Origin of the sequence: Psychromonas sp. Urea-02u-13 (assembly GCF_002835995.1) — a bacterium.
Lineage (GTDB): Bacteria > Pseudomonadota > Gammaproteobacteria > Enterobacterales > Psychromonadaceae > Psychromonas.
This window is the reverse complement of record NZ_PJBZ01000052.1, coordinates 41663-64431: the sequence shown is the minus strand read 5'-3', so window position 1 is coordinate 64431 and position 22769 is coordinate 41663. Positions and strand designations below refer to the sequence as shown.

The window sequence follows — 22769 nt, the reverse complement described above, 5'->3', positions numbered from 1 at the left end:
CATGTCTAGATTAGGCAAAGGAATTGCCTTTTTTTTCCTCTTTTGGGGAGTCTTGCTAAATAGTCGATTTGCAGTTTCCGCTAACATCGAAAGCTTGAACTGGTTGCCGTTATTAACGGTCAGCATGCAAAAGTTACAACCTAATAAAAACTGTCCTCAGAATCAGATTAATGATCTGAAAGTTAATAAAAAATCACAGCAGATAACCTCAAGTATCCGAGAGGTTAATTGGGATTTAAGCTGCCAACAAAGTAAAAACACACAACAAGATTCCACATCAGGCCTGGATCAGAAAGAGGTCTCTTCGTTACTAAAGCAGCTCGCACTATTACCCGCATTTACGTTGAATTTAAAGGCCATTAACTTAACCTCTGCGCTAATAAAAACAACCTTATCCAGTAATCTCTCCATTAAAAAAAATGCCTCAAAAATTTTTGTTCGCTTCACAAGTGACGTATTAGAAGGCGATATTAGTTTAAACCTGAACAGTAAACAGCTGAGCGCTGATGTCAGGGTATTATTAGATAGACTCTCTCATTATATTCACCTCACTGAGCAACAAAGCCGTTACCTCAATAACACATTATTATTGCGCTATAAAAGTGATCTTAATAATTGGTCTAAAGGAAGGTTTGAGGTTAATTGGCAAGGTGTACTGCCTGAAATTACCGATCATGCTGAGCTATCAATGTCAGGTGAAATCGATCTGCAACAGAGCCAGTTAATATTGTCTACATTTTCACTTAATGCTAAACAGGTCTTAATGCCTATTTCAGAGACTCAAAGCTGGAAAACGGGTTATATTAAATTGAAGAGCAGTGGCCCTAGCATTTTTAACTATGCAGAGATGGCTATTAAGCACTTTCCTATGCACCTGCGAATTGGAAGTAGCCATCTATTAAGCAAAGTTGAGCGTGGCAAAAGTAAACGCATTCGCATCGACAAACAAAAGCTACCGCCCATTTTTATGCAGTTTACTGCAAGTGGATCAGGGAGCTATTTGCTGGTGGACTGGGTATTAACATCACTTAATCAAAAGCTCGCTGGTAAGTTGACTGTGGACCCTAAGTGGGTGAAATTGCAATTAGTAGAAAATAGCATTGATGTAAAATCATTGATTGAATCTTCACGCAGTTATGTTGATAGCTTAGGGCTTCTTGATATTAAAAAAGGCATGATCAAGCTTGATTTGGTGGCTAAGTACCAACGTAATAACAAAACGATCATGCTTGAAAGTCAGCTGCTAAGTGATGCTATTTCAGGGGTAAACGATAATATAACATTTGACGGTGTCATCTTTGAAAGCCACTTACACTATGTAGTGAATGCTCAAAGCGACATCTCTATTTTAGAAGATAAACAACAGCTTAAAGTTGCGAATCTATTTGTTGGGTTGCCCATTCAAGCCATACAAATAGATGCGACGCTTGATGCTGGAAAACCTGTCATACAACATTTTAAAGCGCGATTATTAGGTGGCCGTCTTGATTTTGATGATTTTAAATTGAATGCGCCGAGTCAAACAATCCTTAATGTCGGTGGAATAAGCCTTGCTGAAGTCATTAAATACAGTGCCTATCCAGAAATAAAAAGTGAAGCAATTATTGATGGTATGTTACCGCTGACGCTCACGGAAAAGGGGCCTCAGATAACTGAAGGCCTCATTTTTGCTCGTCCGCCAGGTGGTTATATTAAAGTACCAGAAAGTACCGTTGTTAAGGCGGTCGGGCAAGGTAGTCCTGCGTTTTCACTGACCATGCAGTTATTGTCCGACTTCCAGTTTGATACACTGCAAGGCAGGATCGGTTATACTAGCGATGGTGAAAGTGATTTAAATATTGAAATCAAAGGGATAAGCCCTGCAATAAGCGGGACACAACCGATTAACTTTAACTATTCACATTCTGAAAACATTTTAAAATTACTAAAAAGTTTACGCTTTAACGATGAGTTAGTGCGCGATATAAAGGAGAGATATTAGTGCCAACTAAAGCCTATTTATTAACTGTTTCAATGCTTACCGGGTTGTTCTTGTTATCTGCGTGTACGCCACGTATTGAACTCACGATGCCCAATGAGCCTATTACGATTAACTTAAATGTAAAAATAGATCATGAGATTCGCATCAAAGTAGATAAAGAGATAGATGATCTCTTCGATGAAGATAGTGGCTTGTTTTAATTTGTTGTTTTTAATATAACCTGCGATTGCGCAATTAAAATTAAATAGAGAGTAAAAATGAAAAAATTATTAGTTTTATTTACCTTAGTATTCAGTTTTTCAAGCTTTGCGATTGAGCTTCCCGATGCAAAAGAGCAAGGGTTAGTTGGCGAGCAAAGGAATGGTTTATTAGGTGTTGTGGAAAGCTCACCTGAAGTAGAAACATTAGTTAAGGCCATTAATGAGGCTCGATTAGTTAAATACACTCAAATCGCTAAAAAAAATGAACTGACAGTCGATCAGGTTTCAGTGCTGGTGGGCGAAAAGGCGATCAAAAAATCACTTGCTGGTCAATATATCCAAAATGCATCTGGCCAATGGGTAGTTAAATAAAACATTTAAAGAAAGAGGATCAGTAAAATAACGATGATCCTCCTTTTATTATAACTATCCCCTCTGCTGAGCAATTTTTTCTTGTGAGAGATTGACCATTGTAAGTGCAGACTTATCCGTTTAAACCTGCTTGTTATTGTCATCAAAAAAACATAAAGCAATACTATCGTGTTGATTTTTATGTCATTTCTATTTTATTGCTAATAATCTTTACACTTTCAAAAAGTTAATCATAAAATATAGTGTTTGTATTTTTTAGAGCTGTTTATACTTGTTCACAAGTTAAGGGATAAACGCTTTAAAGTATTAAAGGGAAGTCAGCGTTAACGGGCTTAGGATAAGCATATTAAGGAACTCCTCAGAAGAGGGTATGTGATAGAAGTCGCATTACGGATAGCAGGACTACCAGACGGATTGGTAAAAGGAATTAAGCTCGGAGCTGTTTTAAGGATGCTTTAGGAACAAAGCAGTGTAATAGATTCAATTACACCAAGGAAAGAAGGAATACCAGACGGATTAGGTATAGGAAAAGCTTGGATCAACAGTTATGGACACTTTCTGGGCTATTTATAGCAAGAAAGGCGCAATAGGATTTATTGCTAATAAGGACTCAGGGACACTCTAACGGATTAGATTAGGGACACCTTCAAGGTTGAAGCGGTTACAATAGGATTGTTAACAAGGATCAGGGACACTCTCAAGGAACAAGAAATGGGAAAATGCTTAGATTAGCAATTGTCAGGGAACCACAAGGGCGTGGAAATACTCAACGGAATGAACAATAAGACTATAAAAAGGCGAATACTTAACGGTATTCGCCTTTTTTCATTTCTGGCGATTTGTTTTACATCAATACCTGAGTTATTCAGTTGGTTATAGTGGGTTTATATCATTAATTATAATCAGGAAGGAAAAGTATGAGCGAATCAATTCACGGGCATCAAGTGATGGAAATGATGGCTAAATCGGCTAAGAATTACAGCAAAGCGTCGTTAAAATCTGATATTGCAGATCAATACGGTGCGGATGCGCGTTTTCATACGTGTATGGGAAGTGATTTAACGGCAGATGATTTGATTGATTTTCTTGCTTCAAAGGGAAAGTTTGTTGAATCAGAACAGGGGATTAGCATGCCTCAGGAGCATCTTTGTTAATCAACAATAAGCGCCGATTATTTTAATCGGCACTGATTTTTTGTGTGCTTAGCCAAAATTCAGGTTATTTACTGAATACGACCTTTTATCTGCCATAATTTAAATATCCCAAATACAAATATCTGCAATGCCTCTGACTTTGTTAATTTTAATTTTTCCGAAAAAGCACCATAAATCATTAATAATTGAATGAGGTGCATGAAAATAACAAAGGCTAATAAAATATAAAAGACGAGCTCCGCTTTTCCTGGGAAGGGAAATAAAATATTAGCGATGAGCAAGCCCCAAATAAGTACCATCAGTACTTTTGCAAAATGAATAAAATAATTCATGGTTATCCTTGGCGATATAATTGGTAAGTGACTTGCCCTGTGCTTTTCTCTTTAAGCAATTCCCATGAATTTGGGAGAGTTAACCCGCTTAAATCAACTTCTCTTTCAATATAAATAAGTGCATCCGGCGCTAAATAACCATTTGAATTTAACGCGTCACAGCAGGGCTGTACTAAGCCTTTATTAAAGGGAGGATCAATAAAAACAATATTGTACTGCTCGGTCGCTACCTGCTTAAGATAATTAAGTGAATCACCTTCATGCACGGTCGCGTTATCAACATTGAGCACCGCTAAGTTCTCGCGTAACTGCTTTACCACACTTTTGTCTTTTTCTAATAGCGTGACTTTTCTTGCGAAACGAGAGAGAGCTTCAAACGCTAAACTGCCACTACCACTAAAGCAATCCAAACAATTTGCATCGTTAATATCATGCATTAACCAGTTAAAGAGTGTCTCTTTAGTGCGATCTGTTGTAGGGCGCAACCCCTCTATATCTTTGACTGGTAACTTTTTTCCTCGCCACTTACCAGAGATCAGACGAATAAACCCGCCCTTGATCGGTTTTCTGCTTTTTTCATTGGATTTAGTATGCTGATTTCGACTCATATAATTTTTAGTCCGGCGATATGGTGGTAACATAGAGCTTAATTTTTTTTAGGTTTGCTATTTTAGCAGGTCGATTGGTTGTGAGTAAGGTTTTTAATTAATGGCAAAGAAGAAAGGCATGTTTTCCTGGTTTGGAAAAAAATCGACGGCAGAGACTCCGCAAGAAACTGCAGCAAATGAAAAAGCCGCATTACTAAAATCACTTAGAGATGAAGCATTAAATAATGAAGATCAAGATGTTGAGATCATTCTTTTTGATGATGACTCCGAAACGGAGAAACTAGCTGCTGAAAAATTAGCCGCTGAAAAGCTAGAGGCTGAAAAGCTAGAGGCTGAAAAGCTAGTAGCTGAAAAATTAGCCGCTGAAAAGCTAGAGGCTGAAAAGCTAGTAGCTGAAAAGCTAGCAGCTGAAAAGCTAGAAGCTGATAAAGCACAAGCTGACAAAGCACAAGCTGATAAAGCCCAAGCTGATAAAGCCCAAGCTGATAAAGCAGATGCTGACAAACTAGAAGCTGACAAAGCACAAGCTGACAAAGCACAAGCTGAAAAACTAGAAGCTGAGAAACTAGAAGCTGAAAAAATAGAAGCTGAGAAACTAGAAGCTAAAAAACTAGAAACTGAAAAACTAGAAGCTGAAAAATTAGAAGCTGAAAAATTAGAAGCTGAAAAATTAGAAGCTGAAAAACTAGAAGCTAAGAAACTAGAAGCTGAGAAACTAGAAGCTAAAAAACTAGAAGCTGAAAAACTAGAAGCTGAAAAACTAGAAGCTGAAAAATTAGAAACTGAAAAATTAGAAGCTGAAAAATTAGAAGCTGAAAAATTAGAAGCTGAAAAATTAGAAGCTGAAAAAAAAGAATCGGTTGGTGAAGATTATTACGAAGAGATCATGTTTGAAGAAAACATGCCTGCAGTCGTTGAGCCAATTGTAGAAGAGCCAGTTAAGAAAAAAGAAGACAAAGCTCTCGGTTTCTTTGCCCGTTTCAAGAAAAGCCTCACTAAAACCCGCCTCAGTATTGGCAGTGGTTTATTCTCGCTATTCAAAGGTAAAAAGATTGATGATGATCTTTTCGAAGAGCTAGAAGAACAATTAATTGTTGCGGATATTGGCGTTGATACGACATTAAAAATCATTGATAGCCTGACAGAACAAGCGAATAGAAAACAGCTTAAAGATGCCGATGCATTATACGGTCTATTAAAAGAAGAGCTGTCTGATATTCTAAAAGAAGTTGAAAAACCGCTGGTGATTGATGAGAGTAAATCTCCATACGTTATCTTAATGGTTGGCGTAAATGGTGTTGGTAAAACAACAACGATTGGCAAACTTGCAAAACAATATCAGAGCCAAGGTAAGTCGGTCATGTTAGCCGCTGGTGATACATTCCGTGCCGCCGCTGTTGAGCAGTTACAGGTTTGGGGTGATAGAAATAATATCCCTGTTATTGCACAGCAAACAGGTGCTGATAGTGCGTCTGTTTTATTTGATGCAATGGATGCGGCTAAAGCGCGTGGTGCAGATGTATTAATTGCAGATACCGCAGGACGCCTACAAAACAAAGACCATTTGATGGATGAGCTGACTAAAGTTGTCCGTATTATGCGTAAAAAAGATCCTACTGCCCCTCATGAAATCATGTTAACGATTGATGCGGGCACAGGTCAAAATGCGATTAGCCAAGTTAATTTATTTAATCAAGCGGTTGGACTAACCGGGATTACATTAACTAAACTAGATGGTACTGCGAAAGGTGGCATCATATTTTCAATTGCAGATAAATTTAAATTACCAATTCGTTATATAGGAACGGGTGAGGGCATTGATGACCTACGCGAGTTTAACGCAAAAGAGTTTATTGATGCACTTTTCTCAAGCGAGGAAGATTCAAAGGATGAAAATTAATTATGATTTTATTTGAAGAGGTCAGCAAAATTTATGCTGGTAACCATGGCGCACTAAAGCAAGTAGACTTTCACTTGAAACAGGGCGAAATGGCATTTTTAACCGGCCACTCTGGCTCTGGTAAAAGTACGCTATTAAAACTTATCAGCTTAATGGAGCGCCCAACAACAGGGCGTATCGTATTAAATGGTAATGACATTAGTAATATCAAAGGTAATGACATTCCTTATTTACGTCGTCATATCGGTATGATCTTTCAAGATCACCGTTTATTGATGAACCGTAGTGTATTAGAAAATGTGGGCTTACCCCTCTTAATTGAAGGTTATAGTCGTTATGAAATTAAACGACGTAGCTTAGCCGCACTTGAAAAAGTAGGCTTAATGGGCAAAGAAGATTGCGCACCGATTCACCTCTCTGGTGGTGAGCAACAACGTGTTGGTATTGCGCGTGCAATCATCAATCAGCCTCCATTATTACTTGCCGATGAGCCAACGGGTAACCTTGACCCTAAACTGTCATTAGAGATTCTAAGCCTGTTTGAATCACTGAATGAGTTTGGTATGTCAGTATTAATTGCAACGCATGATTTAGGCCTAATCGCTAAAATGCGCTACCGCACTTTGACCTTGAAAGACGGTGAGATGATCAATGATGGACTAATGAGAGAACGCAATGGCTAATCAAATGGAAGATAAAAAAGTATTGTCGGGTTCACCTCGTATTACCAAAGTTTCATTTTTGGGACGTGTTTCTGCTGTTATACGCCAACATTTTCAACAAGCATTTAGTAGTTTTTCTGAATTATGGAAAACACCCTTTGCGACATTAATGACTATTTTTGTATTAGGTTTAGCGTTATCGCTACCGAGTGCTTTTCATGTTTTATACAAAAATGCAGAGCGTGTGACGGGACAATGGGACGGCGCCTCAGAAATTAGTCTGTTTCTGAAAAAAGATATTTCAGAACCGCGTGTACAAGTATTAATTAACAAATTAGCACTTTATAACGATATTGATTCTGTTACTTATATCTCACGCCACCAAGCGTTAGAAGAGTTTAAAGAGATGTCTTCATTCTCTAAAGCGCTTAATTATTTAGATGAGAATCCGTTACCAGCCGTATTAGTGGTTGTGCCGACCAAAGAGGCAATGAACTCTGCGGGTAGTAAGTTATTAGTGGCGAAGCTCGAGCGTGAGCAGGGCATTGACCTTGTGCGTGTTGACGTTGATTGGATTGAGAAGCTGCAGGCCATTTTAAGCCTGCTGGTGGATATTGTGATTGCGATAGCGGTGCTACTGCTTATTTCGGTCTTGTTGATTGTCAGTAATACTATTCGCCTGAATATACTCAGCCAACGTGATGAGATTGAAGTATTAAAACTTGTCGGCGCGACCAATAGCTTTATTCAGCGCCCGTATCTTTACGTGGGTGCATGGTATGGCTTACTAGGTGGCGTGATTGCCTGGTTATTGACCTTTGCAATGGTCACTTGGTTACAATCAGGTGTAATGAGTCTGATGGGCTTATATCAATTACAATTTGAAATATCACTCATGAGCTTTAATGAAGTGATGACGTTATTTGGCGTCGCAACGGGATTAGGTTTTGTTGCTTCTTACGTTTCTGTTAAGCAATATTTGGTGAAAATAGAGCCTAAATAAAGCTGAAAACAGAGAAGTGTAAATTATTGTATAAAAAGAGATCTTTTGTTGATCTCTTTTTTTTTGCCTGTAATATGTGAACTATGTCACGGAGTTTGTCGTTTAATTGATTTTTTTGAGAGAACATATGCACAAAGTAATTGATGTAAAGTTAACCTCTATTTTCTCCCCTATTTGCCAAACACTTATTCACGAAAGTATCCAAAATCAGTTAGATGAATCGAAGAAGTTATTATTAGATAAAAGTACTGAGCTACTCATTATTCGCTTAGACGGTACTGTTATTGGTTATGCACTGTTCGAGTTGATCAATGGTGAAGAGGTGGTACTTAATTCAATTCATTTTAGAAGCGTGATTAAAGATCACACCTTAGGTGAGTACTGGTTCTCGCGTTTGTTAAAGCGCCGTCTCAAAAATAGTAGTTATAACCAATTTTTGTTAGCGAGTTAATTTTTTATTGTCTTTTTATTGAACTTCTACGGTATAATAACGGACTAAGAACCACTGTGATCAGATATTTATAAGGGTGAAGCATGAGTAATACAATTAATTCAATGAGTTTAGTTCCTCAAGGAAGTATTGAAGGCTATGTGCAATCGGTAAATCATTTTCCAATGCTCACTGCAGATGAGGAAAAAGAGTTAGCGACCAGCCTATTTAATGACGGTGACCTAGATGCAGCTAAAAAATTAGTGATGTCACATTTACGTTTTGTTGCTTATGTTGCTAAAAGTTATGCGGGTTACGGTTTGCCTCAGGCTGACTTAATCCAAGAAGGCAATGTAGGATTAATGAAAGCGGTAAAACGTTTTGATCCTTCAGTGGGTGTACGCCTTGTATCTTTTGCTGTGCATTGGATTAAAGCTGAAATTCACGAATATGTTATTCGTAATTGGCGCATGGTAAAAATAGCGACCACTAAAGCACAGCGCAAATTGTTCTTTAATCTTCGTAAAGCTAAAAAACGTCTTGGTTGGTTTAGCCAAGAAGAGGTAGAAAACGTAGCAACAAACCTCAACGTAAGCACCAAAGATGTATTAGAGATGGAATCTCGTCTTAATGGTCAAGACCAATCTTTTGACCTTAGTGGCGATGACGATGACGATAGTAACTTTGCACCGGTCCAGTATCTTGAAGATAAAACTGCCGATGTTGCAATTCAATTTGAAGCCGATAGCGCGCAGCTAACGATGAAAAACAAACTTCATTCTGCACTTTCAACACTAGACTCTCGTAGCCAAGACATTGTTAGTTCTCGTTGGTTAAGCGAGCCTAAAGCGACGTTACATGAATTAGCTGCACGATATAGTATCTCTGCTGAGCGTGTTCGACAGCTAGAAGCCAACGCGATTAAGAAACTGCAAAGTAATATGGATTTTGCATAAAAATAAAAGGTGAGCTTAGCTCACCTTTTTTGATCTTCCTTTATAAATAATTATTCGGTAGTTTATGCTTAATATTGCGACCCTTGGTCCTAAAGAAACATTCTCTGATTTAGCCACGCATCAATATATCAACTCACAATCTAAACCCTTCAACATCAACTATTTCAGCTCTCTTTCTGATACCTTTAAAGCCATTGGCACTGAATGTGAATACGGTGTTTTACCGATTGAGAACCTCTCTGAGGGTTACGTACAAGTCGTTTTAGATCATCTATTAAGTACGGACTTAATTGTTGTCTCTGAGTTGTTATTGGCCATACAGTTTTCTTTTGTTGCTGATTGTAAAAAGGTTTCTGAGTTAACGGATCTTTACGTGCAGTTTGTTGCGCATGGGCAATGTTCTGAGTTTATAGAGCAATTAACAGGTGTTAAAGTTCATAATACGCAGAGTAATATTGAGTCGTTATTATTGGCTGAAAAACAAGGTAAAGGCGCGGGAGCGATTATTCCACAACATGCGCTTCAGATGGTTAATAGTCATTTTTTGATTAATAAAAATGTCACTAATTATGAGAATAATCAAACACGATTTTTAGTGTTAACCAAAAAAGCACAAGCTCGTTTACAAGGTGCGTTATATAAAACCACGTTAGTCGTTAAAAATGAAAATGATTGTCCTGGGGTATTGGGAAATATAGTTAATGCGTTTGCTGCTGAAAAGGTGAACTTGACTTCAATTATGTCTCGTCCCACTAAGTCTCAATTTGGTAAGTATCACTTCTTTATTGATATAGATGGTCATCAACTTGATGCCAATATTGATGCTGCTTTGAATCAGATAAAAGCACAATATCCAGTGACCATTATTGGTTCTTATATTAAAGCGAATGTTGAAGATTAACGATTAAGCGCACTAGCAATGAAACCATGCTGATTAACAATCAGTCGGTTTCTACCTGCTGATTTTGCCTGATAAAGTGCTTTATCCGCTCTTTTTAATAGCTCGTTTTTGAGAATGTCTTTGTTGATCTGTGCTGTTGCAATACCGGCAGATAAAGTCACACGTTGCAGTGGCGATTTAAGATGTGTGATGTGTTGTGCAAAGAGCTCGTCAATCACAGCTTGAATACGCTGACTAACATCTTGTGCAGATGAATGACCCAATAAAATCACGAACTCTTCCCCGCCATATCGTGCGACTAACTCACCAGCACGGCGAAAATGTTTTTTTATCACCTGAGCTATTTCTCTTAAGCAGATATCACCTTGTTGGTGTCCATAGAAGTCGTTGTAAGCTTTAAAGTAATCAACATCTAACATGATGACCGATAAATTAAGACCATGTCGACAAGCGGTTGCCCACTCTCTTTGATAGTTTTCATCAAAATGACGTCGATTAGCAATCTCGGTTAAACTATCCATTAAAGATAACTGCGCTAATTTTTGATTGCTGGCTTCTAGGGCTTTATTGGCATTCTCGAGTTGCTCTGTGCGCTCCGCTACTAAACGCTCTAACTCATTATTGAGTTTATAGACTGATTCTTCAGCGCGTTTTCGAGAGATGATTTCAGCTAAATTAGACGCAAACAAGGTTAACATATGCTTATTATGGCTAGTTAAGGGACGTTTGTTGATCAGGTTGTCGAGTACCAGAAAACCAATGGTTTTTTCTTGATTGCGTAATAACATAGCTGCATTCCAGCCATGGCCGACCATTTTATTATCGTGATAAAGTGGCACGGAGGCCTCAAAAGCGAGTCGATGCGGCAAAGCGATGGCTAGCTCTAATAAAGAGTTTTTAGGTAGAACGCCACTGAAGCTCGTTTCATTAATGACAAGGCCATTAATGTCGGTGCCAAAGGTACCTTGCATCGTTTGGCCGTTATCATAACTAAGAAAAACAGCCGCTCTGTCTAACATTAATTGCTCTCTGATAATTTCAATGGCAACTCGGCAAACATCTATTTCTTTTTTCTGATGTGATAGCTGCACAACACTGGAGTGTAGAATATTTAAATTGCTCTCTTCGCGTTTTTGCACAATTGCACTACTTAACATAGTGCTATAAAGCATTAATAATTCTTTTTCGTAATCAAGCAATACACGATTTTTTAGCAGATTATCGATGGCCACCCAGCCAATTAAATTATCCCCATCACGTAAAATCGCCATCGCATTCCAACCAATACCAACGACCTTTCCTGCTGTATAGAGTGGTGTGTTTTCAATGACTTCTAGTAATTTATTGGTGTGTAATAACGCGTGTTGCATCTGAGGCGCTAAACCCTCCATGTCAAAAACTTGCTTGGACTCATCGGTGGTATTACCGTTTTCATCAGTGCCGTAAGTGGGATTCATTGAATGCTGAATCGCATCGGCTAAAATCAAGCAAGTACGGTCAAAACCCAGTACTTCACGCAGTGTTTCAACGGATATTTTATACAGAGCATCTAGTGTGGGGGCTAGCAGCAGATCTTGGGCCATTTTATGTAGCTTTAAAACTTTGGATGAAAACTCTTGTTGTAGATTGAGATCTTTTAAATATAACGCTTCTAGTTTGTCGTGTTTGACTTGTTGTGCTTTATGTTGCTGATTTAGCCTGAATTTTTGTAAAAGGTGGAAGAACTGCATCACTAAGGCCGACAATAATGGCTCGCTTTTCCATAGTGCCATTTGTTCTTTTTGAGGGTTTTGTAAAAAAATAAAAATACCTGCTTTACCCTGCATTTGTAATTTCAAACAGTACCAATGGTCTAGCGTATGATAACTATTTTCCACGCGTATATAGGTAATAGGCAGGTAGGCTGAAATCTTCTCTTTTTGGTCCGCTAGTTGCCATAGTGTTTCGTTACTGATTTGCGCTTTTAATTCTATTGGAGAGAGTTCTAAATGAAGGATGGGTTTTCCGGACTTATGCTGTGCTAAACACTTAAACTGATCCGCTTCAATACAAAAGAGAATATCGTCAGGATGCCAAGTAAGTGATAGGAAATGAGACATGTTTGTAATTAAAGACTTTGCATCCTGGCATGCTAAAAATGCATTTTGGGTAATGGATACTTGGTCTAAAACAAACTGTTTCATCACTGGTTCACTTAGTGTAATTGTAAACGAGCAGGGTAACATTAATAGAGTTTTCTGTAATTTATGCCTTACTTAAAGCCAAGGTTAATTGTTTTTTTTGTGATGTAAATTTGTTTGTTGGGTGTTTTTTGGTCAATTCGGTTTGTGTTTTTAAATTGTATTTTATTATGTTTTACCTCATCTCCTATATGGGACTTCTCCGATAGCAGGAAAATTTAGGTCATGGGGTTGTTTGGATGCTAAATAGAGGGGCAGATGAAAGGAAAAACCTTGGTGATTATACCCGTTACCAATCAAGGTGCTTTGTTCAGTCGCTAGCTCGCTTCTTATCGAACTATGGCAAGGCAAGATGCAACATGATGACCTTTCGAGCAATTAACTGCGTTAATTCTCTATCGGTAGAATGAAAAAGAAGACTTTCATTCTTTAATGGCTAGCCCTTATCAAATGTTGCAACGCAGAATTGGTTTCCGAGCTAGCGACCCGTAGGGCAAGCGATGAGGCAAACACCTTGGTTGTTAGGAAGTATTGATTGAACCAGTTAGACCTTCAACTTCCTGCCTAAAATCTGTTCACCTCATCACTTGCTGAACTGTGCAACTTGAATGGTGACGGGTATAACCAAGTTTTTTTGTTTTTTAGCGTCTTACTAAATACACACCGGCTTCTGTGTGATGTGTGTAAGGGAATTGATCAAACAACGCGAAACGCTCTACTCGATGCGTTTCATTGAACACCTGCATATTCGCTTGCAGTGTTTCAGGGTTGCAACTGATATACATTATATTAGCGTAGGCCTGCACCATTTTAACGGTTTCATCATCAAGGCCTGAGCGTGGTGGATCAACAAAAATAGTATCACATTGGTAATCGTCAAGATCGATACCTTCTAAACGACTAAATGTGCGCACTTTATTGATAGCTTGTGTAAAGTCTTGCGCTGACATACGAATAATCGTGAGGTTATCAATATTGTTTTTAGCGATATTGTATTGTGCTGATTGCACTGATGGTTTCGCTATTTCAGTAGCTAATACTTTGTCGAAATTTTTCGCTAATGCAATTGAGAAGTTACCATTACCACAATACAGCTCAAGTAAATCGCCTTTACTATCACGGGTACAATCAATCGCCCATTCTAACATGCTGATTGAAATGGCTGCATTAGGCTGGGTAAAGCTGTTTTCAATTTGTTGATAGATAAGCGTTTGCCCATCTACCTCTAATGATTCCACTACGTAGTCTTTATCAAGTAGTAGTTTTTGTTTTTTAGCGCGACCAATAAAATTGATATTAAACTGCATTGAAAGTGTCGCTTTTAGCTTGTTGGCTTCTTCAATCCACTCATCACCCAGTTGTTTATGGTAAAGCAGGCTAACAACAACTTCGCCGGTTAGCGTCGAGATAAACTCAATCTGAAATAGCTTATGGCGTAGCATTCTATTGGCTTTAATCAATTGAATTAACGGCTGCATTAGATCGTTGATTAATTTGCTAGCAGGCGGAAACTGGTCAACACGAAATTTTTTTTTGGTTGCTTGGTCAAACATAATGTAATAAAGATCATCGCCATCGTGCCAAACTCGAAACTCACTACGCATACGGTAGTTCTGTTTTGGAGAAGCAAATACTTCTAACGCAGGCAGGTTAAAGGTTGAAAATTGCTCGTTAAATTGTACTTTTTTAGCATCTAGCTGCTTTTCATAATTATCTGGATCAACGAATTGCATACTTATTTTAACCTTTAGGGTAATAATTTTATTGGGGCTGAATTTTAAAGGATTTAGCGCTAGTTACCAACACTATTTATTTATTGTCTGGTGAGGGGAAGTCGTAGGGGATTAATTAGTCGAAATAGGTGTGAAATAATACGCTAGCTAATCATCGCATTTATTATGTCGAAGATTAGCTAGCGTAGAAGATGTTATTTTTTAATCGCTGCTACAAAAGTTGCTCTAGCACTTTTTGAGCCTAAAGCTTCAGCTTGGTCGACAAGCTGTAAAGCGAGTTCGATTGACCCATCTGCCACTGCATTAATGATTTTTTCATTATATTGCTCTTCTGTTAAGCTATTTTCTGCCATGTTTTTATCGCTTACTGGTATCTCCTCGGCAATATAAGCATCATTTTTAGCGCTTAATGTTAAATCCAGTTTTACAACGCCCATTGCGGAGTGTTTGATAATAGGATCTGCAATATCGGGTTCCACCACATTGCGACCACGTGCATCTAATTTAGCGGGGTGAGTGATTGTTGTTTCTGCTTGCATCGCTTGCTTGGTGCTGTAAATAACAAAGTAGGTTTCATTCTTTGGGTTATTTAAATTAGGGCGTGTAATAGAAAAACTTGCGCTTAATTCATCGCCATTTAATAGTTTTGCTTCTTTATAAATAAACTTATCGACAGCAATGGTACGTGTTTTGTTAAATTGGCTATCAAGTAAGACGACCTGTGGTGAAAAAACAGTATTGTAAAATAAACCACTGAGAGTCACCTTTAATTCACTGATGTTGTCATCTAACTTATACGCTTGATAAAAGCTTTTTCCGGTCTCGAAATCATAAGCTTGTGAGCCTTCATCAAAGGCAATATATTGAGTATTATCTTCTGATAATGGCTGAAATGTGAGTGTCGCTAGGCTGTCACAACAAGGCAAGGTTGCTGTTAATTGTTGGCTGGCTTTTGTCGAGCTAGTAAATGCACTGAGGTTATTCTCTTTAGGCGAATGAAGTGACGTGCTTGAGCAGCCTATTAATGCCACTGAACACAATATTGCGATATATGTTGGGGCTAATTTCAAACGATTAATCATAAAAAGTTCCTAGGAATAAAGTAATAGCTATTTACTTGCTTACAGCTCATTGGTTTAAAACATTATAACGAGTAAATAGTGCTTGTATAGGGAGTAGAAGGGGGGGCGTAGAGAGAAAAATGTCACCTTATTCTGCATTGTTTACTGTGCTCATTTTTAATAAAAAAAGGCCTGTATTTAGCAGTGAAAAGTAAACTGTCATTTTATTTCTATCTTCTTGGATTACAGGCTAAAATACTTTTTTTACTAAGGAAATAAGCGTTATGTCTGCAAAACGAGTACTTATATTTGATTCTGGCGTGGGAGGGTTATCTGTTTATGACGAGATAATTAAATTAAATCCAAGCATCAAATGTCACTATTTGTTTGATAATGCTTATTTTCCCTATGGCGAATTGCCTCGAAGAAAATTAGTTTCTCGCCTGACACAATTACTGGCTGATTTTATGGCTGAATACCCAGCAGATTTAGTGGTTATCGCATGCAACTCTGCAAGCACCATTGCACTAGAAGATCTGCGCCAACATTTCTCGGTGCCTATTGTTGGTGTTGTGCCTGCGATTAAACCTGCAACCAATAATACCCAGAATAATGTCATCGGTTTATTAGCAACACCCGCTACTATCCAACGTGTTTATACGACGCAACTTATTAATGAATTTGCACATGGCAAAACGGTATTACGCATTGGCTCAACAGCGTTAGTTAAATTAGCGGAAGATAAGTTAATTGGTAAAGCTGTTTTAGCGGCGGATTTTAAAGCGGTACTCAAACCTTGGTTAAGCAATGAAGCGGATATGCCCGATACTATTGTATTAGGTTGCACGCATTTTCCGTTAATTAAACACGAAATAGCAGCTTGTTTTACACGGCCAATTTGTCTTGTTGATTCTGGACAAGCGATTGCTGAACGAGTCAAACAACTATTAGAAAATGACATTCATAACAGCAATAACAAGGCTGATGAATGTTTATCTCTGCGACCACATCAAGCATTTTATACAAAACACTTCGTTGATAAAAAACACTTAGCTTCACTGCAACAGAGCTTTGCTGATTATGGATTTAAGCAGGTGAGTTTTTGTGATATTTAGTCGACAGTAGATAAGTTGTTCTAGTGATAAGATAAGAAATTTCTTATTATCATTATTAAAACTGAAATTTAGGTTAAAAAAATAGGCGCTTAAAGCGCCTATTTTATAATGAAGATTTCATGTTTAAGATTAACCATGTTAATCACGATTTAAATCTTAATTAACATTGAGTTAAACTGGTTTAGAACCAAGCTTCAGCTTGAATACCAAAGTTCATTTCATCATCAGAAGTTAAACCAGCAAAGCTTTTCTCTTCGCTGTTTGTTAGGTAACTTGCATAAACTCGGATTTCAGGACGCGCCCAGAAACTTGAACCTGCTGAAATTGCTTGTGCAATTGTGTATTTTTGACCACCAACATCTGTACCGTCAGCCTTAGTACCGCTGTAAGTACCAAGCTCTAAAATCGTTTTATGGTTATCGTTCCAGTTGTATTGAGGACGAATAACAATCGATAAGTTAGTTAGGTCATCGCTTGCACCAGCTGCTACATCACTACCTACTGAGTAACGAATCATATGTGAAAAGTCGACTTTATCACCAAAACCCACTACACCGTGGTTAATAATACGGAATGCAGATGAACCATCAATACCTGCACCGGAAACTTTGCCAGCACCCCATGCATCAGTACCGTATTGAAGTGCTGTTTTATTGAAGCCACCTAATAAGCTTTGTGTTAGCTCTGCAGTTACCATGAGACCTTCTTCTAATGCGCCAGTATGTGCATTTGTTTCATTAGACATTGCGTAATCAACACCCACTTCTAATGACGCGCCATCCCAAAGGTCCACACCGCTATAACGAAGGTCAAAAACGTTTACATTTAGTTTGCCACCGTTGTTACCAGTATCTACAATACCAGAACTATCAGAACTATCAGCACGTACCCACATAGCCGTCACTTTACCTGGGCCTGCTGCTAAGTTTTCAATACCTGCACCAGAGCCAGAAATATCCCAGTAGTAGAAATCGGTAATATGAACGTCATGGCGTTGGTTGTAACGCTTACCAGCAAAGATAACTTCATCACCACCAAATACACCTTTCGCTTCAACATTGTACTGTCTGAGTGCAAATTGTGCATCATCTTCACAGCTAACAGCATCAGGATTAGTGCCCTCTGCAGGCGTAAACTCACAAGATGTTCCAGTGCCTTCCCAGTCATTAGAACCGTTAGATGCCATTGCTAACATAGTGTTTACTTTAAACGTAATACCGTTGCTTTCAGCGATTTCTTTACTTAATTGAATTTCACCGTATGCATCATCTTCATTACCTAAACGACCTAGATCATGTTTTTGGTAAGAAACTTGTTGGCCACTATCGGCAGACATACCTACACCTCCACGGAAGTAACCGTGAAATTCAACAGGCGCTAATTCAGCCATTACATTTGATGATAAAATCGCTGCAGAAATTGCAATTGCGAGTGGTAATTTCTTCATAGTTTCTTCCTAGTAAGTTGTTTGGTTATAGTTTTAGTTTTAAGTTTTACTTCGCCTTTCTTTGAAGGCTGTTTTATCTATTGCTCATGTCATGTTTGACATGGTATGAGCAATGAATTTTTTATTAGCGTTATTTTTTCACGCCAATTTCTTGATAAGTACGTTGACAAGCAGAGCCATCTTTTTTGAATAGATGGCAACGATATTCTGGTAATCGGAATTTGAATTGTTGACCTAGCGCGACATCAGCCACATCAAAATAACGAATGATTAAATCACTTTCGATACAGGTCGCTTCTACATAAATTTGTGTTTCATGACCAAGTTGCTCAAGCACTTGAATTTCACTGCTTAAAATAAGGCCACCTTGTTCTGGCTCGCCGTTATTACATTGTTGAGAAACAGAGGTATCAATGTGCTCGGGGCGAATACCCACAGAAACAGCATCACCGACGCTTAAACCATCTTGCTCAACTTGCAGTGTTAAAGGGGAATCGTTAGGTAGCAAAACTTTAACGCCGTGAGTGGTAAGTTCTACGACCTTGGCATTAATAAAGTTCATTTTAGGAGAGCCAATGAAACCAGCTACAAAACGATTGATAGGGTAGTGATACAGCTCGAGTGGCGTACCTACTTGTGCGATGCGTCCACCTTCTAATACCACGATACGATCTGCCATTGTCATCGCTTCAACTTGATCATGTGTGACATAAACCATGGTGGAGTTAAGGCGTTTGTGCAGTTTTGTTATTTCTATACGCATCTGTACACGTAATGACGCATCGAGGTTTGAAAGGGGTTCATCAAAGAGTAATACTTTAGGGCGATTAACTAAGGTGCGTCCGATAGCCACACGTTGTTGTTGTCCGCCAGAAAGCTCTTTAGGTTTTTTCTCTAATTGGCTACCTAATTGTAAAATAGACGAGGCGTAATCTAAGCGCTCTTGAATCTCTTTTGGGTCTGTCTTTTTCAGACGTAATCCAAAAGTCATGTTGTCTTTTAAATTAAGGTGCGGATACAGCGCGTATGATTGGAATACCATACTAATTGAGCGTTCAGAAGGCGGTACATCGTTGACACGTTTATTATCAATATAAAGGTCACCCGAAGTGACATCTTCAAGCCCGGCTATCATGCGTAAAAGAGTCGTTTTACCACAGCCAGAAGGACCAACAAAAGCGATAAACTCACCATCAATGATCTCTAAATCGATATCTTTTTGTATCACCACATTACCAAATGCTTTAGTTACTTTCTTTAATACGACACTCGCCATCTGTTTCGCCTCTCATCTGTAAACTAGATTTCAATGAGGGTTATCTTGGCTTAAGAAAGAAAAGTCATCATCCTCCTAAAAGGGGGGGAGTAGAGAGATAGTTTTACCGGAGGGGAATCGCTGAAAAGCTTTGGCTTGCCCATAAAGCCTAGCTTTGTCAGTTTTAAAAGTAAAATGGCCTTTGTTACAGAGTGTAACAAAGGCCATTTTGTTGTTTTTAAAGTGAATTATTAAAGTAACTACTCAGGGCGTCGCTATTTAAGGTATGTTCAAGATAAAGCTTCAGTTATCTGTCGATAACCGTGTTAAAAAATGCTCATTTAAACGACTAAACTGCACTTTTTCGCCTTGAACTAAGCATAACTAGCTTAGTCCTGAGCCGTTACTGTCTTTTTTAGTATAAAAAGAACACGTTTTAGTTGGGGCTGAGTAGTTAGGAATTAAATTAATGCAATTAACTGCTCACTAAGTTGCAATGCTTCTTTACGATCTTCAAGACCCAATTTTTGATAAACATTACGGATATGCGACTTAATAGTGGTTGGCGCAACACCCATTGTTTGTGCTATTTCATGATTACGGCAACCTGAATGAATTAAACCTAATACCTGCCATTCACGTGGTGTTAGTGGGATGTTTTTAACCAAGCGAGGTGTGCGCGTATGATTAATTATTTTTAATACCGCGCTACTATCAAAAGGATTGTTAGGCCCTTCGTTTAGGTTGATGCCAGATAAAGTAAGTAATTTCATCAGTTTTGTTTTTACGGAATCAATCATTGAAGGGTCATTCGCCAACTCTTGATAAATAGGTTTTAGATTTTCTGATTCACGTACAAAACAGGTATCTAAGCCTGTATAAAGAGAGGATTCCACCGCTTGGTGTAAATGTAGTTTTGCATTAGAAAATTTTTGTAATTTTGTTTCGATACTGGTTAATAAAATAAGATTACGGTTGGTTTCCATTTGTAAACTACATTGCTTCGCATCGGACATATTAGCCTGCGCTATATGCAACGCTTCATCGAATTTCCCTAGCTTAATATACGCGCGAATCAGGTTGCGATTATGGCATTGATCAAAATGATTGAGCGCAGTTGCTGGCCGTGGCGCTTGCTGTAACCATTTTTCAATGGCCGCCATATCGTTATTAATTCGCCAATATTTAAGGCGTGCATAATTTGCCGATGCAATCCAATCTGTATGATAATTTTGGTTACGTAACAGGCGTTCAATTTCTTCAATTAATTTTGTAGCTTGATCTTTTTTACCCTGTTCAAGGGCGACTTTAGTTTGTAACGTATAGGTATATAAAAGCCACTGCTCGTCTTGTGGTTTGAGCACTTCAAGTGCTTGTTCACAGAGCTGCTCTGCCAGTTCAAATTGACCGGCCTGATACGCGCGCTGTACTTTAAAGTGCAATGGGAAAGCGTATAAAGGCAGCGACTCTAAATGATGTTTTTTGATTAAACCAATCGCTTTTTGTAAGTGATCTTCTGCTTTTTGATGGCGACTCTGCGCTTGTAATATTTCAGCCTGTTGATACAAAGACCAAATAATACTTTGAAACATATCTTGTTCATTAGCAAGCAACGAGACTTCTTGGAAATATTGGTACGCAAGGTCGAGTTCACCTAAGCAGTGATAGGCTTCCCCAATGATCGTTTGAGCCACAATATTGGTGCGAGCACTTGGGTTTGGCAGACTTAATAATGTCTCTTTCGCTTGCGCTAAGGCGTCATTGATACGCCCTTGGTTAATGGATATTTGCGCTTTAATGACCATAAATTCACTTAACATCTCCTGTGATAAAACCAGTTTATGCTTAGCAAACATCTTTTCAGCCTGACTAATTAACGGAGCAACTTTGTAATGCTGGTGGTGACTTTGTAACATCCACGCTTTTAAAATAACCAGTTCAGGGTGTAACCAAATAACCTGTTTAATTAAATTGAAACAACCTTGCAGATGATTAAATTGACCATCGTGAAATAAAGCCCAACCGGCTTGTTGTAACAATGAAATAATTAAATCTTGGTCCGCACTACGAATCACATAAGGTAATGCTTCTGCGACTTGTTGCTGCTTAAGCCACAGTGCCGCGATGTCTTTATCTGTCAGCGGTTGAATGTTCTGTTGTTTGCTTTTGTGTAATAAGAAATTTTTAAAGAAGCTATTACAGGTATACCAATTAGCTTGCTTAGGTAATTTAATAAGCAGGTTACTTTGTTTGTGAAGTTGCGTTAATAAAACATCACCTTGATCGGTTTCACAAAGCTGATTAATCATTTGTGCGTTTATTTTACTGAGTGGGGCAATGCGTAATAATAGCGTTTGTAATACCTGTGGTAGATGCACAAAGACTTCTTCATCAAAGTAATCCCATAAATAAATATGCTCATTTTTAGAGATTTGTAATGCATAGTCTGTGAAGCTTTCTTTATTTTTACTTAATATCGCTGTGAGTTGCAGTGCGGTTGGCCAGCCCATTACGTGTTTATTGAGGTCTAAAATGACGCTTGAGGGCAACGCAAAAGATAGGCTATTTTCAAAAAACAGCAGGCTTTCTTGATCATTAAAGGCAAGATCTTGCAGGGTTAATTCAAACAATTGTTGCTTGATACGTAAGTTAGAAACGGGCAGTTGAGTGGGATAACGTGTTGCGATCAGTATCTGCCAGTTATTAGGCATATGTTTAATAAAAAAGCTCAGCGCTTGTAAAATACTGTTATCGGTAATGTGGTGGAAGTCATCAAGGACAATGCTAATGGGGGTTTGTGACTCTGCGCTTTCATTAAAGAACAGAGAAAATAATGTTATTAAATCTAATTCATTATTTTGCTTCACCATTTCAAGGCTAGCAGGGCAGTTAACGCTTTCTAAATTAGCCAGGCTAAATAAAAAATAGTTGGCAAATTGCTGTGCCTCATTATCGAATTTATCAATGCTAAACCACGCTGTTTGCTCTTGCTCTTGCTGTTTTGCCCATTCGCACATCAGGCTCGTTTTTCCATAACCAGCAGGGGCATTAATTAAGGCAAGTTTGATGCCCTCAAAATCCTGCAGTAGGTGCAAGCGTGTGATGGCATTATTAAGTAGTCGTGGCGAATTTAGTTTTGACTTTATTAGCATCTGTAACCCTCAAATAAAACGGCATTATTTAATATTGTTCACAACGTATCCGTGTTATTGCCGAGTTAATCGGGGCATCCTGTCCTGATTAAATCTATATGTTTTATTTATGTTTTGATAGTGAACATGTTCCATTTTGCCTGCTACTTCACTTTATTACTCACAGTACGCTTTATCACCTCCATAGACTCCTTACATTTTGTAACAAAGTGCAACAGCGAGACTCTGTTTTTGATGTTACTTTGTTTCTTTACAGTTGCTTAGGGCTGTTTTGAAGGGGGGGCGTAGTAGCAAGGGGGATGACCAAGATAGTGTTCAGAATTATTG

19 protein-coding genes are annotated in these 22769 nt (G+C 38.4%); 11 read left to right on the top strand and 8 right to left on the bottom strand.

The window, feature by feature from the left end; genetic code table 11:
- Nucleotide 1 precedes the first annotated feature (1 nt).
- The 4 genes from CXF74_RS08455 to CXF74_RS08440 all read left to right on the top strand — a co-directional run bounded on the left by CXF74_RS08455 (nucleotide 2) and on the right by CXF74_RS08440 (nucleotide 3707).
- Complete coding sequence (locus CXF74_RS08455; RefSeq protein WP_101081975.1) at nucleotides 2-1981, top strand: YdbH domain-containing protein; 1980 nt, start codon at nucleotides 2-4, stop codon at nucleotides 1979-1981.
- Between the two features lie 32 nt (nucleotides 1982-2013).
- Nucleotides 2014-2181, top strand: a complete 168-nt coding sequence (locus CXF74_RS08450) for a YnbE family lipoprotein (protein WP_101081994.1) — start codon at nucleotides 2014-2016, stop codon at nucleotides 2179-2181.
- A gap of 57 nt (nucleotides 2182-2238) precedes the next feature.
- Nucleotides 2239-2553: a YdbL family protein gene (locus tag CXF74_RS08445; protein ID WP_101081974.1), complete on the top strand. Its 315-nt coding sequence runs from the start codon at nucleotides 2239-2241 to the stop codon at nucleotides 2551-2553.
- 917 nt (nucleotides 2554-3470) lie between these two features.
- Entirely contained in the window at nucleotides 3471-3707 is a 237-nt protein-coding gene (locus CXF74_RS08440) for a YecH family metal-binding protein (protein ID WP_101081973.1), read from the top strand.
- Between the two features lie 68 nt (nucleotides 3708-3775).
- Here CXF74_RS08440 and CXF74_RS08435 read toward each other — a convergent pair whose 3' ends face one another.
- Together CXF74_RS08435 and rsmD are read right to left on the bottom strand one after the other, a co-directional pair.
- The gene (locus tag CXF74_RS08435) at nucleotides 3776-4039 is read right to left on the bottom strand and encodes a DUF1145 domain-containing protein (protein ID WP_101081972.1); all 264 of its coding nucleotides are present in this window, start codon (nucleotides 4037-4039) and stop codon (nucleotides 3776-3778) included.
- A 2-nt stretch (nucleotides 4040-4041) separates the two neighbouring features.
- On the bottom strand, nucleotides 4042-4647 hold the full coding sequence (gene rsmD, locus CXF74_RS08430; RefSeq protein WP_101081971.1) for a 16S rRNA (guanine(966)-N(2))-methyltransferase RsmD: 606 nt from the start codon (nucleotides 4645-4647) through the stop codon (nucleotides 4042-4044).
- A gap of 100 nt (nucleotides 4648-4747) precedes the next feature.
- Here rsmD and ftsY point away from each other — a divergent pair, with 100 nt between their 5' ends.
- The 6 genes from ftsY to CXF74_RS08400 all read left to right on the top strand — a co-directional run bounded on the left by ftsY (nucleotide 4748) and on the right by CXF74_RS08400 (nucleotide 10499).
- Entirely contained in the window at nucleotides 4748-6547 is a 1800-nt protein-coding gene (ftsY, locus tag CXF74_RS08425; protein WP_101081970.1) for a signal recognition particle-docking protein FtsY, read from the top strand.
- A 2-nt stretch (nucleotides 6548-6549) separates the two neighbouring features.
- Nucleotides 6550-7230, top strand: a complete 681-nt coding sequence (gene ftsE / locus CXF74_RS08420) for a cell division ATP-binding protein FtsE (protein ID WP_101081969.1) — start codon at nucleotides 6550-6552, stop codon at nucleotides 7228-7230.
- The gene (gene ftsX, locus CXF74_RS08415) at nucleotides 7223-8212 is read left to right on the top strand and encodes a permease-like cell division protein FtsX (protein WP_101081968.1); all 990 of its coding nucleotides are present in this window, start codon (nucleotides 7223-7225) and stop codon (nucleotides 8210-8212) included. Before ftsE ends, ftsX begins: the two co-directional genes overlap by 8 nt.
- A 127-nt stretch (nucleotides 8213-8339) precedes the next feature.
- Nucleotides 8340-8663: a hypothetical protein gene (locus tag CXF74_RS08410; protein ID WP_101081967.1), complete on the top strand. Its 324-nt coding sequence runs from the start codon at nucleotides 8340-8342 to the stop codon at nucleotides 8661-8663.
- A gap of 83 nt (nucleotides 8664-8746) precedes the next feature.
- Nucleotides 8747-9598 (top strand): RNA polymerase sigma factor RpoH, encoded by an 852-nt coding sequence (gene rpoH, locus CXF74_RS08405; protein ID WP_101081966.1) that lies wholly within the window; start codon nucleotides 8747-8749, stop codon nucleotides 9596-9598.
- A gap of 64 nt (nucleotides 9599-9662) precedes the next feature.
- Entirely contained in the window at nucleotides 9663-10499 is an 837-nt protein-coding gene (locus tag CXF74_RS08400; RefSeq protein WP_101081965.1) for a prephenate dehydratase, read from the top strand.
- Here the strand turns inward: CXF74_RS08400 and CXF74_RS08395 are convergent.
- From CXF74_RS08395 to CXF74_RS08385, 3 genes are all read right to left on the bottom strand, one after another.
- Nucleotides 10496-12682: a sensor domain-containing diguanylate cyclase gene (locus CXF74_RS08395; RefSeq protein ID WP_157822362.1), complete on the bottom strand. Its 2187-nt coding sequence runs from the start codon at nucleotides 12680-12682 to the stop codon at nucleotides 10496-10498. The two genes, CXF74_RS08400 and CXF74_RS08395, sit on opposite strands and share 4 nt — an antisense overlap.
- Before the next feature lie 638 nt (nucleotides 12683-13320).
- The gene (gene trmA / locus CXF74_RS08390) at nucleotides 13321-14418 is read right to left on the bottom strand and encodes a tRNA (uridine(54)-C5)-methyltransferase TrmA (RefSeq protein ID WP_101081963.1); all 1098 of its coding nucleotides are present in this window, start codon (nucleotides 14416-14418) and stop codon (nucleotides 13321-13323) included.
- Between the two features lie 188 nt (nucleotides 14419-14606).
- Nucleotides 14607-15494, bottom strand: a complete 888-nt coding sequence (locus CXF74_RS08385; protein WP_101081962.1) for a MalM family protein — start codon at nucleotides 15492-15494, stop codon at nucleotides 14607-14609.
- A 263-nt stretch (nucleotides 15495-15757) separates the two neighbouring features.
- Here CXF74_RS08385 and murI point away from each other — a divergent pair, with 263 nt between their 5' ends.
- Nucleotides 15758-16588, top strand: a complete 831-nt coding sequence (murI, locus tag CXF74_RS08380; RefSeq protein ID WP_101081961.1) for a glutamate racemase — start codon at nucleotides 15758-15760, stop codon at nucleotides 16586-16588.
- 181 nt (nucleotides 16589-16769) lie between these two features.
- Here murI and lamB read toward each other — a convergent pair whose 3' ends face one another.
- From lamB to malT, 3 genes are all read right to left on the bottom strand, one after another.
- The gene (lamB, locus tag CXF74_RS08375; protein ID WP_101081960.1) at nucleotides 16770-18035 is read right to left on the bottom strand and encodes a maltoporin LamB; all 1266 of its coding nucleotides are present in this window, start codon (nucleotides 18033-18035) and stop codon (nucleotides 16770-16772) included.
- Between the two features lie 130 nt (nucleotides 18036-18165).
- Nucleotides 18166-19311, bottom strand: coding sequence for a maltose/maltodextrin ABC transporter ATP-binding protein MalK (gene malK, locus CXF74_RS08370; RefSeq protein WP_101081959.1), 1146 nt, complete (start codon nucleotides 19309-19311; stop codon nucleotides 18166-18168).
- 440 nt (nucleotides 19312-19751) lie between these two features.
- Nucleotides 19752-22442 (bottom strand): HTH-type transcriptional regulator MalT, encoded by a 2691-nt coding sequence (gene malT, locus CXF74_RS08365; RefSeq protein WP_101081958.1) that lies wholly within the window; start codon nucleotides 22440-22442, stop codon nucleotides 19752-19754.
- Nucleotides 22443-22769: the final 327 nt, after the last annotated feature.